The following is a 15,923-nucleotide window of genomic DNA, read 5'->3' as shown; positions in this document are numbered from 1 at the left end:
GGCTACGCACAGTTTTTCCGCGCGTAGAGCGCCCCGCCGCTCCTTCAAGCGCACCGTGCCCATCACGTATAGCTCAGCAACTCGGTTTTTCCGCGCAACTCCCCCGGTCAGACTCCTTTTCAGCCGCTCGTAAGAGCGGCTCCCCTGCACTTCAGGCGGAGAGTAGCGACTCCGTCAGCCATCCGCTATACTAAAATGGTCGAAGAGTTTAAACGCATCAACGTATAAGCCTGACTTTCTCTACCTTAAGGAGGCTCTGCCATGGGCAAGCTCGCCATTCAGCTGTTCCGCCAGTGCCTGCCGGTGTTCCAGACGCTGTCCGATCCGCATCGGCAGGACATCCTGCTGCATCTCCACGAAAACGGCCCGCTGTCCGTAAGCGATCTGACCGCGCGGCTCAGCTTGAGCCGGCCCGCCGTGTCCCATCATCTCAAGCTGCTGCTGCAAGCCGGCCTGCTCGCCTGCGAGCAGCAGGGCACGCAGCGGATCTACTCGCTGCGGCTCGAAGAGCCTGCCGCCCTGCTGCGCGAGCTGCTGGAGACGGTCGAGCGCGAATGCCTGGCTCCCGGAGCCGGCGGCGCATCCGTTCCGCCAGCTCGATCCCCCAACGCATCCGACACCCCATCCGACAAGGAGGAACGATCATGAAGCCCGTCACCCCTGCCGAGGTCGCGGCGATGCTCGCCGAGCACAAGCGCTTTTTCGATACTGGCGCCACCCGCCCGATCGACTGGCGAATCGAGCAGTTGCATCGGCTCGCCGCCGCGCTCCGCAAGTTCGAGCAGCCGTTGCTCGATGCCGTGTTCAAGGATCTGCACAAAGGCCCTGCCGAAGCATATATGAGCGAAATCGGCTTCACGCTCGCCAGCATCAAGGACACCGCCAAAAAGCTGCGCCGCTGGGCGAAGCCGGAGCGGACCGGGAGCAAGCTGTTCCAGTTCCCCGCCCGCAGCCGCATCTACCGCGAGCCGTACGGCACCGCGCTCATCATCGGGCCGTTCAACTATCCGATCCAGCTGCTCGTGGAGCCGCTCGTCGGCGCCATCGCGGCCGGCAACTGCGCCGTGCTCAAGCCGTCCGAGAACACGCCCCATGTCTCCGCCGTCATCCGCGACATGATCGCCGTTACGTTCGAGCCGGGCTTCGTCCGGGTCGTGGAGGGCGAGCGTGAGACGACGACGGCGCTGATCGAGTCGCCGTTCGACTACATCTTCTTCACCGGCAGCGTGCCGGTCGGACGCATCGTCATGCAGGCCGCGGCCAAAAATCTCGTGCCGGTCACGCTGGAGCTCGGCGGCAAGAGCCCGGTCATCGTCGACCGCACCGCGGATCTGAAGATCTCCGCCCGGCGCATCATGTGGGGCAAGCTGATGAACGCCGGCCAGACCTGCGTCGCTCCGGACTACATTCTCGCCGAAAAGGAGATCAAGGAGGAGCTAATCCGCCAGATGCGCGAGGCGGTCCGCGACTTCTACGGCGACGATCCGTCCCGCGCCGAGTTCGGCCGGATCGTGAACGAGCGCCAGTTCGACCGGCTGGCGGACATCCTGGAGCGCGATCGCGAGAGCATCGTCTTCGGCGGCAGGATCGACCGCGCGACGCTGTACATCGAGCCGACTGTGCTGAACGCAGACTTCCACCACTCGGCGGCGATGGAGGAAGAGCTGTTCGGACCGGTGCTGCCAATCATCGGCATCGACAGCGTCGACGAGGCGATCCGCCTCGTGAACGGCAAGCCGAAGCCACTGGCGCTGTATCTTTTCACCAAGGACGACGAAGCCGTGGAGAAGGTCATCGCGCGCTGCTCGTTCGGCGGCGGCACCGTGAACGACACGATGATGCATCTGATCAACCCGGAGCTGCCCTTCGGCGGCGTCGGACCTTCCGGCATCGGGGCGTATCACGGGCGGCACAGCTTCGAGCTGTTCTCCCACCGCAAGAGCGTCGTGCGCCGCAGCTTCCGGTTCGCGAGCAGCCTCACGTTCCCGCCGTACACGCCCGAGAAGATGAACATGATCCGAAAATTCCTCGGCTAGGCCGCCGAAACGGCGGCGGATCGCCGAAACGGCGGCGGATCGCCGAAACGGCGGCGGATCGCCGAAACGGCGGCGGATCGCCGAAAAGACCGGAGCGGGCGCTCCGGTCTTCTTTTCGTCTGCAAGAGGGCCAAGTGGCCGAATAGCCGACAAGGAAAGCGGCTGCCCCTCGCCCGCCTGCCTATGCCTACGCCTTGCCTTCCCGCCGAGCCGCGCGGCTTTCCCGCCGCCCGCTCAGCCCCGCGCCTCTGCCGGCCGTCGCACCGGGATCCAGATCTCGCTGCGATAGTCCGGCTTGGACGTGTCCGCGGACTCGTTCCAAAGCATCTCCGGTCCCGGGACAAGCTCATAGCCCGAGGACGGGAACCACTCGGAGTAGATCCGTCCCCAGACGTTTTGCAGCGCGGCCGGGAACGCACCGACCGCCTCGAACACCGCCCATGTCGACGAAGCCACCTCCAGCGTCTGCCAGCCTGCCGGCGCGCTCCTTGTCGTGGCCGCTCCGATATGATGGTCGAGCTCGCCCTTCTCCTCCATGCGCTCCTCGGAAAAATTCGTCGATGCGCTGACGAGTCCGGACGGCTCGCCGTCACTGAGAGCCTTCAGCTCGGCGACGCCTTCCGGAGTCAAGCTGCCCCACATCTCCTGAATCGCCGGATTGACGCCTTCAAATTGAATCGGCACCCGCCGGCCGAGGCCGACGATCCGAAACGCTCCTTTTTCAACTATCCGCACCTTCATCTCCATGCCGCCTCTCAAGCTCAAGTGAAAGGTCATCCTCGGAAACGCCTTCAGCTGGACGCCGCCCGAGCGCGCCTCGCTCGGCGTCGCTCCGTGCTGCGCCTGGAACGCGCGCGCGAAGGCGTCCGGCGACGCATAGCCGTGCTTGACGGCGACGTCGATGACCTTGGCCCCCCGCTGCCGCAGCTCATCCGCGGCCAGCGTCAGCCGCCTGCGGCGGATGTACTCCGCAAGCGGGACTCCCGACAAGTAAGAGAACATGCGCTTGAAGTGATGCTCCGAGCAGAGCGCGATCCGCGCCGTCCGCGCCAGGTCGATCTGTTCGCCGGCGAAGAGGCGTTCCTCCAGATCGTCGAGCGCCAGGTTCCAGGCTTCCAGCATGCCGATGGACCTCCTTTCCTTTCCCTAGGATAGCGACTGCAAGACGAGAGCGCCCGACCGGCACGGTTCCGAAAAAGTCGGATCGGGACGCTCGGACGAAGGCGCCGCCAGCGCCGCATAAAGGGTGGAGCCGGATGCGGATCGGCGTCGGAGCGCTTGCGCCGGCTCCGGAGCCGGCGCAAGCGCTTCGACGCTCAGCCGGGCAGCTCGTCGGCGAGCCGGCAGGCGGCGTCGTGGAACTCGCGCCGCAGCGGACCGAGGTCGACGCCGCGCCCGAAATGGACGCGGTTCGTCAGCAGCACGACGGCGAGGCCGCGCTCCGGATCGACCATGAGGCTCGTTCCGGTGAAGCCGGTATGGCCGAACGCGCTGCCGCTCGCCAGCGAGCCGAAGCAGTCCGCCTTGTCGCCGCGCAGCACCCAGCCGAGGCCGCGCCGCTCCTCGTCCCGCCCGGACGTCTGCAGCCGCAGCGCCTCGCGGCGGATCGGCTCCGGCAGCACCTCCGCCGCGGCAGCTGCGCTCGCCAATGCGTCGCCGGAAGCAGCGGCTCCGGCCGGCGGCTCACCCAGCCACATCGCGGCATAGCGCAGCAGATCCTGCGCCGTCGAGAACATGCCCGCATGGCCAGCGACGCCTCCGAGCGCGCGAGCGTTCTCGTCATGCACGACGCCTTGCCAGAAGCGGCCGCTCGCGGCATCGCGCTCGGTCGGCGCGCATACTGGCCGCTCCTCCGCGCGCAGGCCGTAGGAGGTCCGCTCCATTCCGAGCGGCTCCCAGACGAGACTCCGGACCGCCTCGTCCAGCGGCAGGCCGGCCGCCCGCGAGGCCAGCTCGCCGAGCAGCAGGAAGCCGATGTCGCTATAGACGGCCGACGTCCCCGGCTCCGCGCGCAGGTCGCGGGCCGCGATCCGGCGGAGCGCCTCCGCCAGCGGCGCCGGCGGCGAGTGCAGGTTCTCGCTGGACGGCAGCCCGGAGGTGTGGGCGAGCAGCTGGCGGATCGTCACGCCGCAGGACGGTCCGGCGGCGAGCTCCGGCAGCAGCCGGCTAGCCGGCTCGTCCAGCCGGAGGCGTCCCTCTGCCGCGAGCCGCAGCGTCAGCGGCAGCGTCGCGGCCACTTTCGTCAGCGAAGCGCAGTCGTAAAGCGTATCCGCTCCGACCGGCCGGGCGTCCGCCGGCTCGGACGAAGTCGCCCCGACCGCGACGCTCCAGCTTGCTCCGCGGACATGAACGGCGGCCGCGGCTCCCGGCGTCCATTTCCGCTCCACCGCCTCGCGAAGCGGCTTCAGCAGCCGCTCCAAAACAGCGTCTTCCGATTTTTCCGACATAGGCGATTCCTCCTTTTGCTTGCCTCCATTGTACCGGATCCTCGCGGACGGCAGAACCCTTTTCGGCTGAGAGACGTATAGAAAGCATTCCAGCATGGCCGGGAGGTACGATGAACCGATTGCTTCTGCAAGGAAAAAGACTGCTCGCCGACTGGCTCGACCGTCCGCTGCGCGGCGGCGTCATCGTCGGCCGCCGCTATCGGATCGACGAGCTGCTCGGCATCGGCAGCTACGGCCTGACCTATCGCTGCACCGACCTGCTGCGCGGCCGCCCGGCCGCTCTCAAGCAGGCCAAGCCGAGCAAAGGCGCGGCCGCCCGCGAGCTGCTCCGCCGGGAAGCCGGCATGCTGGAGCGGCTGGACCATCCGGCTATTCCGCGCGCGCTCGCGCTGCTGGAGGAGCGGGGGCAGCTGTTTCTCGCGAGCGAGCTGGCTGCGGGGGTGACGCTCGAGGATTGGATCTTCGAGCAGGGACGGACATTCTCCGAAGCGGAGGCGCTTCGGCTCGTCCGCAGCCTGGCGGAGATCGTCGGCCATGTCCACAAGCGCGGCTATGTCCATCTGGACGTGCGTATCCCGAATGTTTTGGCCAAATTATCCAGCAGCGAATTCGGAGCGCCAAACAGCGCAGCGCGGGCCGGATTCGCCAGCGGAGACAGCCTCTCCCTCATCGACTTCGGGCTCGCCCGCCGCATCGGCGAGCCTCCGCTCGCGCTCGCCTCCGCAGACGAGCATGACCGGCGCCGCGCTCCGGCCGAGCCGGCTTCCGACCTGCATGATCTCGGCGAGCTGCTGCTGTTCCTGCTTTACTCCTCCTACGAGCCCGCGCCCGGCGCTCCCGAGCGAGGCTGGGAAGAGGAGCTTGAGCTGACCCCGCAGGCGCGCCGGCTGCTGCGCCGCCTGCTCGGCTCCGATGGCCCGCCGCTGAGCGGCGTGCCGGAGCTGCTGGAGGAGCTGGACCGGATGCTCGCGGCTCGCTGAGCGCAGCGGACGATAACGGCCGCTCAAGCCGGCGCCGCCCGCCCGATCGGACAAAAAGACCGGCCCGGACCCCCGCATCGCGGAGATTCGGTCCGGCCTTCTTGCATCGCCGATCGGCGGGCGGCCTCCTCAGCTTGAGCTATGCTTGCGGCCCTTATAGTAGCCGTGGCCGCGGCCATGCCCGTACTTGCGGTCTGAGGAGCTGTAGCGCTTGTGGCTGTAGCCCCTGCGGCCGCTGCTTGAGCTGTAGCGCTTGTAGCCGCCGTAAGGCTTCCGATGACGGGACGAGCCGAGCAGCCGTTCCAGCAGACGTCGGATCATAAATCATTCCTCCTCGCTTTTTCCCGTTCTACGAAGAAAAAGCGGCTTGGTTTCAGACGGCCGCTTGCGCGCCGGCGGCTCGCGTCTCGAAGCGGTACGTGCCGGAGCCGAGCCGAAGCTCCAGTCCTTCGTCCGCTTGAACGACCTCCGATACGCCCTCGGCCTCTCGCACCGGCCGGCCGGATTCGGTCGATCCTTCCTCCGCCGCGCCCGGCAAGCACACGCGCGCGGTGGCGCCCGCCGGCACCTCGAACTCGTAGGCGAAGCCGCCGTCCGGCCGGCGCGACCAGGCGGAGCGGATCGGACCGTACGGCGAGTCGAGCTCCGCTTCGGCGAACGAAAGCGAGCCGCCCGGCACCGGACGGAGGCGGATGCTCCGGTAGCCCGGTCCGCTTTCGTCCGCGTCAATGCCCGCCACCGAGCCGAACAGCCAGTCGCCGACCGCTCCGTAGGCGTAATGATTGAACGAGTTCATGTCCCGGCTCCAGAAGCTGCCGTCCGGCTTGATGCCGTCCCAATGCTCCCAGATCGTCGTCGCTCCCTTGGTGACCGGATACAGCCACGACGGATATTCGCGGCGCTCCAGCAGGCGGTAGGCCAGCTCGGCATGGCCGAAGCGGGTCAGCACATGGCAAAGGTAAGGCGTGCCGACAAACCCGGTCGTCAGCTGATGGCCGCTCTCCTCGACGAGCGCGGCGAGCCGGTCCGCCGCTTGCTGCCGCTGGCCGGGCTCCAGCAGGTCGAACATGAGCGCCAGCGCATAGGAGGTCTGCGTCGGCGCCGCAAGCCGGCCGCTCGGGGTGACGAACTCCTTGCGGAAAGCAGCCTCGACCCCCTCCCGCAGCTTGCCGTACTCGGCGGCATCGTCCGCCTTGCCGATGACGGCGGCCGACTTGGCGAGCAGGCCGGCGGCATGCGCGTAAAACGCGGTCGCGATCAGATCGCGCGGCGTCGCCCCGACATAGCTGTTCTCCTTGGCGTCGAGACCGAGCCAGTCCCCGAAATGAAAGCCGGTATTCCATAAGAACTCGTCCTCGCCTTGAGCGCGGATATACTCGACCCAAGCCTTCATGCTGGCGTACTGCTCCTCCAGCACCCGCTTGTCGCCGTAGCGCTCGTACAGCACCCACGGAACGATGACGGCAACGTCTCCCCAAGCCGCCGAGCTCGCGCCGACGCCCGGCACATCCGGCACGACGAACGGCACGCCGCCGTCCGGCAGCTGGTCCGCCGCCAGATCGCGCAGCCACTTGGCGAAAAACGGCAGCACGTCGCGGTTGTACGTCGACGCTCGCACGAACGCCTGCGCGTCGCCGGTCCAGCCGAGGCGCTCGTCGCGCTGCGGGCAGTCGGTCGGGATGTCGACGAAGTTGCCGAGCTGACCCCAGACGATATTGTCGACGAGCTTGTTCACGAGCGGATCGGAGCAGCGGAACCGGCCTGCCGGCCGCAGATCGCTCGTGATGACGCACCCGATGAAGCGGCCCGGAATCTGCTCCGGCGCGACGCCCTCGACCTTGACGTAGCGGAAGCCCTGGAACGTGAAGCTCGGCTCGAACGTCTCTTCCCCTTCGCCGGAGCAGATGTACGTCACCTGCTGCTTCGCGGAGCGCAGGTTGTCGGTATAGAAATTGCCGGCCGCATCCAGCACCTCGGCATGGCTCAGCGTGACGGCGGCTCCGGCTTTTCCGCGAACGGTGAAGCGGACCCAGCCGACCATGTTCTGGCCCATGTCCAGCACCGTCTCGCCGCTCGGCGTCGTCAGCACCGAAACGGGCACGATCGTATCGACGACGCGCACCGGCTCGCTCTCCTGCGCGACGAGCCGCCCGGCGGCAGGCTCGATCGGCGCGGCCGCCGTCCAGTCCGCGTCGTCGTAGCCGGGCAGCGCCCAGCCTTTCTTTTCCCGCCTCGCGTCATAGCGCTCTCCGTCGTAAATCTCCGAAGCGCGGATCGCGCCGTCGCTCCCTTTCCAGCTGCCGTCCGTGCCGATCGTCTCCTCGGTGCCGTCGGCATACCGGATGCGCAGCAGCGCCAGCGCCGCGCGCTCGCGGCCGTAGATCGGCCATTCGCCCCAGCCGATCCTCCCCTTGTACCAGCCGTCGCCAAGCAGGATGCCGAGAGCGTTGCCGCCCGAGCGGAGCTTTTTCGTCACATCGTACGTCTGGTACTGCAGCCGCTTGCCGTAGCTGGTCCAGCCGGGATGCAGGCAGGCGTCGTCGGCCGGCTCGCCGTTCACGAGCAGCCGGTACATGCCGAGCGCCGTCGCATAGATCCGGGCTGAGGCGATCGGCCGCTCGAGCCGGAACTCGCGGCGCAGGCAGGCGGCCGGCTCCTTGCCTTCCTCGTCGGCCGGCAGCGGATGCGAGATCCAGCGCGCTCCGCTCCACGGAGCATCGCCGAGCAGGGCGGTCTCGAAGCGCGCCGGCTCGCTCCACGGCGACTCCTCGCCGTCGACTCCCCATGCCTTGACTCGCCAGACATAAGCCGTGCAGGCTTGCAGCGCCGCTCCTTCGCACCGCGCATGCAGCGTGGAGCCGCCCTCTTGGCGGCCGCTGTCCCAGACGAGGTCCTTGTCCGCGAACTCCTCCCCTCCAGCCGCAGCCGCGACCTGGATGCGCCAAGCCTGCTGCAGCCAGCCCCTGCGCTCCGATTTGATTTTCCAGCTGAAGGACGGGCTCGGATCGTCGATGCCGAGCGGGTCGATGCGGTTGTTGCAGGTCAATCCATGCACGTCGATGATGGCCATTGAATTCTCTCCCCTTTTAGGCAGCGCTTACTTGCTACCGTCAGCTTACCTCGCTGCCAGCCGATCTCCCATAGCTGATCCGGACGAAAAACCATGGTAAAATGGACATAACCATCGACCATTCTATTTGCTGCCGATGCCGAAAGGAGGCCGCGCATGAAGCGAAGCCGGCTTACGATGAAAGCGAGCGAGCTATTCCGTCCGGGGTACCGGATTTTCGTCAACCGGATCGAGGAGCGGTTCGAGACCGCCCTGCACGAGCATGACTTCATCGAGCTGAACTATGTGGCCGAAGGAACCGGCTACCAGTATTTGGGCGGCACCGCCCATCCGGCGGGACGCGGCGACTTCTACGCGCTGCCGGTCGGCGCGTCCCATGTGTTCCGTCCCTACTCGGCGGACAAAAGCCGGCGGCTCGTCGTGTACAACGTCGTATTCCAGCCCGAGCTGCTGGAGGAGATCGCTGCCGCCTCGCCGGAGCTCCGCCTGCTGGAGCGCTGGCGGGACATCGAGGCCGGTCCGCCGGGGGCCGGCCATATCCGCGACGCGCGCCTGAAGCTCGAGCCGCTGTTCGAGCGGCTGCACGAGGAGCATGCCTCGCCGCGCGCCGGCACGCCCGCCATGCTGTCCGCGCTGCTGACGCTGCTGCTCATCGAGTGGCTGCGGCTGCGGGAAGCGGACGCGAGCAGCGGATCCGGACAGGAGCCTTCCCCGATCCATGCGTTCGCCGAGACGATCGAGCAGGTGCGCGAGCAGGCGCTCGGCCCGATCACGCTGCATGAGGCGGCAGAGCGGTCCGGCATGAGCGAGCGGCATTTTCAGCGTCTATTCCGGCGCCATGCCGGCCAGACGTTCCATCGGTTCGTGCAGCGCCAGCGGATCGCCGCCGCCAGCGAGCTGCTGCGCGCGACGGACCACAAGCTCGACACGATCGCCGGCATGGTCGGCTATCGGGACATCGCATCGTTCAGCCGCGTGTTCAAGCAGATCGAGGGGCGGACACCGGGGAGATATCGAAGCGAGGCTTTCAACGCCAAAAAACCCCTCCCAAGCGAGAGGGGGTGAAATCGAAGCTATTTTACGACTGGGAATTCGGCCCGACGGGCTGCAGCCACTCCAGCTTGATCGCGTCGCCGACGGGACGGGTCCGCAAGCCGAGCGACTTGAGCCGCACCACTACCTGTTCCTGGTACTCAAACAGTGGAGCTCCTTGAAGATAGGCGGAGGAGCGGTCGAGCGTCACCGGCTCCCTTCCCGGAAGCTCGAACGTATATCGCGTATCTACTTGCTTGATATACGGCAAAAACGCACGAGCGCGCACGTAGGGCTCGCCATTCAAATAATAAAGCGGGTATTCATTGCCGCCGCTGGCGTTCGGGTGCACCTCGAACAGCTCCGATTCCAGACGGAAAGCTCGTGATCGCTGCATGATTTTTGCCAGCTGCTCCCGCGAGTAGGGCGCATCGCTTGCGTTTCTCAGCAGCTCCTCCAGCAAGTCGATGATTCGAGACAGAGCCATCAGCAGCAGTCCGCCGAACAGGCCTCCGGCAAAGGCCGGCCATTGCCCCGAAAGGAGGGCGAACGCCCCGAATGCCAGGAGCACCACGCCGCCGACGACGAGTAAAGCTTGCATCGCGCCACCTCTTCCTTTTATTTCCTATTGGAAGTGTAGCATGGCGAAACAGCAGCCGTACAGCATCCGCTGCGCCTTTTGTCCCCTCGAGAGCTGCTTCGATCCGTCTAAGCCCGCATGCTTTCGTCCCCCAGCTGCACCAGCACCTTGCCGAAGCGGCCCCCTTGGCGGACCCGAACACGGCCCGACGGATAGGCTTTCTCTAGGTGGCCGGCAATCGCCCGCTCCACCTCGTCATCCACGGTCATGCCGCGGCCTCTCAGCAAGCTTCTCATTTCCTGCAGCGCCTCGCCCCATGACAGCTCGCTCATCTTCGATTCCCGCGTGACGAGCGAATGATAGGCATACCCCTTGAGATAAAGCAGATGCTGGAGGAAGCCCATCTCCCGATGGAGTCCGACCTGCAGCGGCTCGCCGGTGACGAGCGGCCAGATCTCCTCGGCGAGGCTATGCCCTCCCGCGCTCGCGGGCAGGCTGATGTAGGCATAATGCCTCGCGCAGGACAGGATCTTCTCCACCGCGCTCCAATCGTGCAGGACGGGGCACATCGAGACGAAAACAAGATCGAACGCGCCCTCCCAGCCCCGCTCGCGCACGTCGATCTCCTCGAACGGGGCAGCCGCGATCTCCAGCCCGCTTGCGCCCGCGCGCGCCGCGTTCTCTCTCAGCAGCCGGACGAGCGGCGGGGAAGGCTCCACCGCCGTGACGGCGGCTCCGCGCTCGAGCATCGGCACGGTGAACACGCCGGACGCCGCGCCGACATCAAGGATGGACATCCCTTTGAAGTCGACGCCCTGCCCCTCCAGCCATCCGAGGATGCGCTCTGTCCTTCTTCTTCCTTCCTCGCTGAAGGAAGATTGATCGAACGTCTCCGCTTTGTCGTCAAAAGCTCGGGACGGCTGGATGCCGGCTTTTTCCTGCTTTGCCCGCACGAGATCCCCTCTTTCCTTCCACGCCTGCTCCCACACCTTGGCATCATCAAGCTCTTTCATCGTCAAGCCCCTCTCATTGATTCTATTATGGATATCTAATATCTATAATAGATGAGTTCATTCCGATGAGCAAGCGCCTCGCTTCGAAACAAGCCGCAAAAAGCCGTTTCCAAAGCTTTGGCAAGCTTCGGAAACGGCTTATTTTTTCGCAATCGGCTGCCCTGGCAAGCCTTCTTGAACGCGATGATCCCTTTCGACGGTTCTTTATTCTCCGAGGAACTTCTCCGTAAAGAAGTCGAGCTGATACTCCAGGCTGAGCGGATCGTTGAAGTAGAACGCCTTGGCGTCGGCCTCGTACACATGCCCGTTCTTCACGGCCGGGATGTTCTTGTACGTTTCCGTCTCCTGGAACGAGTTGTCCTCTTCCGAGTTTTTGCTGAAGATGATGTAGTCGCCCGAGTAGTCGCCCAGCACCTCGGTCGATACGGCCAGGTAGCCGTCCGTCTTCGTCGCTTCCTTCACCTTTTCAGGGATGTTCAGCCCGAACGGCCCGTAGAGAAGCTCCGTGCCGCGGCCGAAGTTGTAGCCGTATACGTACAGCTGCTTGTTGAACGTCTCGAGCACGGAAACGGTCGCCTTGTCGCCGATCTTTGCCCGAATCTTCGCTCCGGCTTCCTTGGAGCGCTTGTCGAAGTCCTCGACCCACGCCTTCGCCTCGGCTTCCTTGTTCAGCAGCTTGCCGACCTCCAGCTGCAGGTCCAGGTAATCCAGCTTGCCGTAGGTGAAGGTGACGGTCGGCGCGATCTGCTTGAGCTTGTCAAGGTTTTTGGCATCCGTCGTGCCCAGGATCAGGTCGGGCTGCAGCTCGATGATCTTCTCCACGCTTTCGTCCGATACCGCCTCGACATCGGCCAGCTTGTCCTTGAAGTTCGGATTGTCCTTGGACATCTCGTCCGCGCCGACAAGCGGCACGCCCAGCGCCATGACGTTGCCCGTCAGGAACCGGGTCAGCACGACGACGCGCTGCGGATGCGCCGGCACCTCGACCGGGCCGCTCTCGGATTGATAAACGATCGTCTCGGAGCCGCTCTCTCCGACAGCCCCCGCGTTGGATTCGTTATCGGCCGCCTCCTTGCTGCCGCAGGCTGCCAGCAGCAGGATCGCGCTCAATGCGATCGGCATGAAAAGCTTCTTCATGATGACTCTCTCCCTTTTCTCTCGCTGTCCAAACTGACGATGAAAATCATTATCAGTCGCTATCGCTAGTATAGGGAGACTCCCTCGGCCATGCCATAGCTTTTTAAGGGAGGAACCGCATGCACAATTGGCTCACTGGCGCCAGTTGGACATTCAGGCTCGGAACGGCTCGCCGAGCAGCAGCTGGACCGCGCGGCGAAGCTGCAGCTGGATCGAGACCGGATTGTACGGAATCCAGTCGTCCTCCTCCGCTCTATAGACCGCTTGCCGCTGCACGGCTCGCAGCCCTCGCCACGCGTCCGATTGCAGAAGCTCCTCCACATGGCCGATAGAGCCGTGCTTGTCGGGCACGGAGATGAGCAGGAGCCGATCGCCGTCGCACCGTCCCAGCTCGGACAACCCGACCTCCATCGAATGGAACTGGTCGATTCGGCGCTCCATCTCCTCGCGCACCGGAGGCGGAGGAAGCATTCCGAGCGAACGGTAGAACACATACCCCGCATTGCGCGCGCCGTAAGCCAGCAGCCGCCCGGGCTTGGCGACCAGGATCGAGACGGTCTGACCCGCCAACCCCCGTGCCTGCACGAGCTCCCGCGCCGCCCGCTCCTCCCGGTCGAACGCCTCCAGCCACGCATCCGCCCGCTCCGTCCGCTGGACCGCGCGGGCAATCAGGCTCAGCTGATCCTTCCAGCCGATCTCCATCCACGGAATATCCGCGAGCGGCGCGGCGACGCGCAGCCGGCTGGCGCTCTGCCCGTACCGCTCCAGATGCGGCGAGGCGCCGACGATCAGCTCGATCCGGCTGTCCAGAAGAGCCGCTCGGATCGTCTCGGGCGGCTCGTCGGCGGCGATCAGCCGGGAAGCTCCCGCAGCCGGGACCTCCGCCTCCGGCTTCAGGAACTCGCTGCTGTCCGCGATCAGCAGCTCCGGCTCCACGCCGAGCAGCCGCAGATGGACGGCGTAGGGAGCGAGCCAGGCGGCGACCCGTTCGACCTTGCGGCTGCGGAATTCGCTCGGCGAGCGCCCCTCCTGCAGCTTGAAGCGCCGGCTCAGGTAGAATTCGTCCTTGTAGCCGACCTTGTGGGCGATGTCGCGCAGCGAGTCCGCGCCGCCAAGCAGCAGCTCCTTGGCCCGGTTGATCCGCAGGCGCGACCAGTAGTCGCTCGGGGTGAAGCCGGTGTGCAGCTTGAACAGCCGGGTATAGTGGGACGCGCTCACGCCCGCGATCTCGGCCAGCCGCTCGCGCGTCACTTCCTCGGCGAACCGCTCCTCCAGATAAGCGACGCTGCGCTCCATCGAAGGCAGCTCCGCATCAGGCGCCTGCTTCGCCTGGCCGTGGGGAAGCAGGCGGAGCAGGAGCTGGTGGAACAGGAGCTGATTCTGGACGTGGCGGATTTCCGTGCGCGGCAGCCGGTGGACAAAAAGCTCCTCCAGCTGAGACGCCAGCCCAGCATCGCCGGAGATGCGCCGAGGCTGCCGGACGGCGTCAAGCGAGCTGGGGCGCAAGCCTCCCGGGCCATCCACGGCTGCGGCTCCAGCCATCCCCGTGCCGATGACGAGCAGGTAAGCATGCAGCGGTCCGCCGGGACCTCCTCGGAGCTCGGCAGCCTCCTCTGCCGGCAGCAGCAGCGCCTCTCCCGCGCCAAGATCGTAGGCGTTCCCGCCCGCCTGCAGCGTCCCGCTGCCGTCCCGGACCGCGAGCAGCGACGGCGACGCTTCCTTCCACTTCTGGACGGGCGTATTCGCCGTGCAGTAGACGGACCGGATCCGCTGCGCGGAATAGAGCGGAAAACGGAGCTTTTCCCACTCCGATCCAAATGTCTGGTCCACCGTCAAATCCCCTCTTCAAGCCGGGACCGTGGCGCCGAAAGCCGCCCTTTTCCCGCGTTTTCCCCTATCGTAGCATATCAAGCGCCGGGAACAAACCGAGCGCCAAAAAGGAGCCGGCATCCCGGCTCCTCGGTCGTTCCTGGCTCTAGTGTTCTCTCGGATGCCGCTTCCGCAGCTCGCCGACGTATTCTCCCCGTCCCGTCTCCGCCAGCCGCTTGGCGTAGCGGGCCAGATTCCCCTTGGCGTGGTACGGGCCGCCTTCCTTCATGACGGTCCAGAGTGGATCGACGTCATGGTCCATCGTCATCATCATGCCGTCGTGCCAGTCCAGGAGCCGATGAGCGGCTTCCCGGCACAGCTCGGGACGCTCCGCTGCGAGATCGCGCTGCTCGTGCGGGTCCTCCTTGACGTTGAACAGCATCTCCTTGGCGAAAAGATGGTAGCCGTCGTGGTACGTCCGAATGTACAGCCAGTCCCCGAAGCGGACGCTGCGCTGGCACACATGCGCGCATTGGGACAGGACGAGCGCGTCGCGTCCCGTCTCCTCTCCGTCCCGCACGGAGGCGGCATAGCTGCGGCCGTCCCACGACGGCGCCGGCTCCAGCCCGATCAGCTCCGCCATCGTAGGCGGCAGATCGAGATGATAATGAAGCCCCCGGTCGACCGTGCCGCGCCCGCTGACGCCCGGCCAGCGGACGATCATCGGGATCCGGCATGTGGCCTGGTCCGCCGTGCCGTGCTCGCCGTAAATGCCCAGCTCGCCCAGGCTCTCGCCATGATCCGCCGTCACGATGATGACGGCATCGTCCAGCACGCCTTTGCGCCGCATGGCGTCCAGGATCAGGCCGATGTTGTCGTCCATGTGGCGCACGCCGCAATCGTAGCCGTCGATCATGCGCCGCAGATCGTCCCGGTCCTTCAGCTCGCCGGGATGCCGAGGATACTCGGGGAAGGTCTGGCTGTCATACATGTTGATTTCGCGGGCGCCGTGCGGTCCGACCTTCTCCCGATGCTTTCGGAACGCTTCCTCGGTAATCCAGTCCGGCAGCGGCTCGTCGGCGAAGGGGTTGCCGAACGCCTCCGGCGCCCGGTAGGGCGTATGCGGGTCCCAGTAGTTGACGTACAGCATCCAGTCGTCCTGCTCCGCATGGCGCTCCAGCCAGTCCAGCACGACCGGCGTCACCTCCTCGGCGGACTCCATGCCGCCTTTGCCGGTGTTGTGGATCTCGTTGAAGCCGGCATAAAACGTCCACGCCGAATGCCGCTCGCCGAACGGGCTGACGAGCGCGGTCTTCATGCCCGCCTTGCGGAACAAGGCCGGGAAGCTGTCGCTTGCCAGCCGGCTGCGGAAATCGCGCGACTCCCCGTCATGGCGCACGTCGGCCGCCGTGCCGCCATGCCCGACGACGCCGTTGTGGATGCCGAACCGTCCGGTCATGAGCGCGGTGCGCGAAGGAAAGCACGGCGCGTCGGAAGTGTAGTAGTTCTCGAACCGCACGCCCTCGGCGGCGATCCGGTCGATATGGGGCGACGTATTCCGAGGGTACCCGTAGCAGCCCAGATGGTCGGGGCGGGTCGAATCGAGGTCAAGCAGCAGGATGCGCATCGTCTTCTCTCCTTTTATCGGGCTTGGGCGAGCTTTCCCTATGGCCTGCTCCGAGTATAGGAGACGAACGCGGAGCACGTCGATGTAAGATCCGATTCCGGGAGGTACGATTCAACGATGACCTTTTTTCGAGCTCGGACCCGCTCATGCGGAAAATGGTATACTGGCAAGGATCGATTACGCGATGAAGGT

13 protein-coding genes are annotated in these 15,923 nt (G+C 65.7%); 4 read left to right on the top strand and 9 right to left on the bottom strand.

The genetic code is table 11. The annotated features are described in order from the left end of the window. The first annotated feature begins 261 nt into the window (after positions 1-261). Positions 262-648: an ArsR/SmtB family transcription factor gene (locus tag H582_RS26220; protein WP_084136720.1), complete on the top strand. Its 387-nt coding sequence runs from the start codon at positions 262-264 to the stop codon at positions 646-648. Further along, on the top strand, positions 645-2,036 hold the full coding sequence (locus tag H582_RS0106185; RefSeq protein ID WP_028597845.1) for an aldehyde dehydrogenase: 1,392 nt from the start codon (positions 645-647) through the stop codon (positions 2,034-2,036). Before H582_RS26220 ends, H582_RS0106185 begins: the two co-directional genes overlap by 4 nt. Positions 2,037-2,270: 234 nt before the next feature. Here H582_RS0106185 and H582_RS0106180 read toward each other — a convergent pair whose 3' ends face one another. Then, a complete protein-coding gene (locus H582_RS0106180) occupies positions 2,271-3,164 on the bottom strand; it encodes an AraC family transcriptional regulator (protein WP_028597844.1) in 894 nt (297 codons plus the stop codon). Between the two features lie 188 nt (positions 3,165-3,352). Beyond that, entirely contained in the window at positions 3,353-4,483 is a 1,131-nt protein-coding gene (locus H582_RS0106175; RefSeq protein ID WP_052333007.1) for a serine hydrolase domain-containing protein, read from the bottom strand. 110 nt (positions 4,484-4,593) lie between these two features. Here H582_RS0106175 and H582_RS0106170 point away from each other — a divergent pair, with 110 nt between their 5' ends. Further along, a complete protein-coding gene (locus H582_RS0106170) occupies positions 4,594-5,463 on the top strand; it encodes a protein kinase domain-containing protein (protein WP_052333006.1) in 870 nt (289 codons plus the stop codon). A gap of 129 nt (positions 5,464-5,592) precedes the next feature. Here the strand turns inward: H582_RS0106170 and H582_RS0106165 are convergent, their stop codons facing one another. Together H582_RS0106165 and H582_RS26215 are read right to left on the bottom strand one after the other, a co-directional pair. Then, positions 5,593-5,784, bottom strand: coding sequence for a hypothetical protein (locus H582_RS0106165; protein WP_028597841.1), 192 nt, complete (start codon positions 5,782-5,784; stop codon positions 5,593-5,595). Between the two features lie 52 nt (positions 5,785-5,836). Then, positions 5,837-8,533, bottom strand: a complete 2,697-nt coding sequence (locus H582_RS26215; RefSeq protein ID WP_043110981.1) for a glycoside hydrolase family 78 protein — start codon at positions 8,531-8,533, stop codon at positions 5,837-5,839. A gap of 156 nt (positions 8,534-8,689) precedes the next feature. Between H582_RS26215 and H582_RS0106155 the strand changes: the two genes are divergently transcribed. Beyond that, a complete protein-coding gene (locus H582_RS0106155) occupies positions 8,690-9,598 on the top strand; it encodes an AraC family transcriptional regulator (RefSeq protein WP_028597840.1) in 909 nt (302 codons plus the stop codon). A gap of 13 nt (positions 9,599-9,611) precedes the next feature. Here H582_RS0106155 and H582_RS0106150 read toward each other — a convergent pair whose 3' ends face one another. The 5 genes from H582_RS0106150 to H582_RS0106130 all read right to left on the bottom strand — a co-directional run bounded on the left by H582_RS0106150 (position 9,612) and on the right by H582_RS0106130 (position 15,731). After that, on the bottom strand, positions 9,612-10,166 hold the full coding sequence (locus tag H582_RS0106150) for a hypothetical protein (protein ID WP_028597839.1): 555 nt from the start codon (positions 10,164-10,166) through the stop codon (positions 9,612-9,614). A 107-nt stretch (positions 10,167-10,273) separates the two neighbouring features. Continuing rightward, positions 10,274-11,158, bottom strand: a complete 885-nt coding sequence (locus H582_RS0106145; RefSeq protein WP_028597838.1) for a class I SAM-dependent methyltransferase — start codon at positions 11,156-11,158, stop codon at positions 10,274-10,276. A gap of 204 nt (positions 11,159-11,362) precedes the next feature. Further along, complete coding sequence (locus H582_RS0106140) at positions 11,363-12,295, bottom strand: iron-hydroxamate ABC transporter substrate-binding protein (RefSeq protein ID WP_028597837.1); 933 nt, start codon at positions 12,293-12,295, stop codon at positions 11,363-11,365. A gap of 153 nt (positions 12,296-12,448) precedes the next feature. Beyond that, entirely contained in the window at positions 12,449-14,125 is a 1,677-nt protein-coding gene (locus H582_RS0106135; RefSeq protein WP_043110980.1) for a helix-turn-helix domain-containing protein, read from the bottom strand. A 145-nt stretch (positions 14,126-14,270) separates the two neighbouring features. Next, the gene (locus H582_RS0106130) at positions 14,271-15,731 is read right to left on the bottom strand and encodes a sulfatase family protein (protein ID WP_028597835.1); all 1,461 of its coding nucleotides are present in this window, start codon (positions 15,729-15,731) and stop codon (positions 14,271-14,273) included. Between the last annotated feature and the right edge of the window lie 192 nt (positions 15,732-15,923).

Origin of the sequence: Paenibacillus pasadenensis DSM 19293, assembly GCF_000422485.1 — a bacterium.
GTDB lineage: Bacteria > Bacillota > Bacilli > Paenibacillales > Paenibacillaceae > Paenibacillus_O > Paenibacillus_O pasadenensis.
Note: the sequence above shows the minus strand (reverse complement) of the source record. Positions and strands in the feature narration are given on the sequence as shown.

Excerpts from the sequence above, each read along its gene's own strand:
- H582_RS26215 (WP_043110981.1), bottom strand. The coding sequence starts at position 8,533 with ATGGCCATCATCGACGTGCATGGATTGACCTGCAACAACCGCATCGAC.
- H582_RS0106140 (WP_028597837.1), bottom strand. The coding sequence starts at position 12,295 with ATGAAGAAGCTTTTCATGCCGATCGCATTGAGCGCGATCCTGCTGCTG.
- H582_RS0106130 (WP_028597835.1), bottom strand. The coding sequence starts at position 15,731 with ATGCGCATCCTGCTGCTTGACCTCGATTCGACCCGCCCCGACCATCTG.
- H582_RS0106150 (WP_028597839.1), bottom strand. The coding sequence starts at position 10,166 with ATGCAAGCTTTACTCGTCGTCGGCGGCGTGGTGCTCCTGGCATTCGGG.
- H582_RS0106170 (WP_052333006.1), top strand. The coding sequence starts at position 4,594 with ATGAACCGATTGCTTCTGCAAGGAAAAAGACTGCTCGCCGACTGGCTC.
- H582_RS0106155 (WP_028597840.1), top strand. The coding sequence starts at position 8,690 with ATGAAGCGAAGCCGGCTTACGATGAAAGCGAGCGAGCTATTCCGTCCG.
- H582_RS0106175 (WP_052333007.1), bottom strand. The coding sequence starts at position 4,483 with ATGTCGGAAAAATCGGAAGACGCTGTTTTGGAGCGGCTGCTGAAGCCG.
- H582_RS0106145 (WP_028597838.1), bottom strand. The coding sequence starts at position 11,158 with ATGAAAGAGCTTGATGATGCCAAGGTGTGGGAGCAGGCGTGGAAGGAA.
- H582_RS0106165 (WP_028597841.1), bottom strand. The coding sequence starts at position 5,784 with ATGATCCGACGTCTGCTGGAACGGCTGCTCGGCTCGTCCCGTCATCGG.
- H582_RS26220 (WP_084136720.1), top strand. The coding sequence starts at position 262 with ATGGGCAAGCTCGCCATTCAGCTGTTCCGCCAGTGCCTGCCGGTGTTC.
- H582_RS0106185 (WP_028597845.1), top strand. The coding sequence starts at position 645 with ATGAAGCCCGTCACCCCTGCCGAGGTCGCGGCGATGCTCGCCGAGCAC.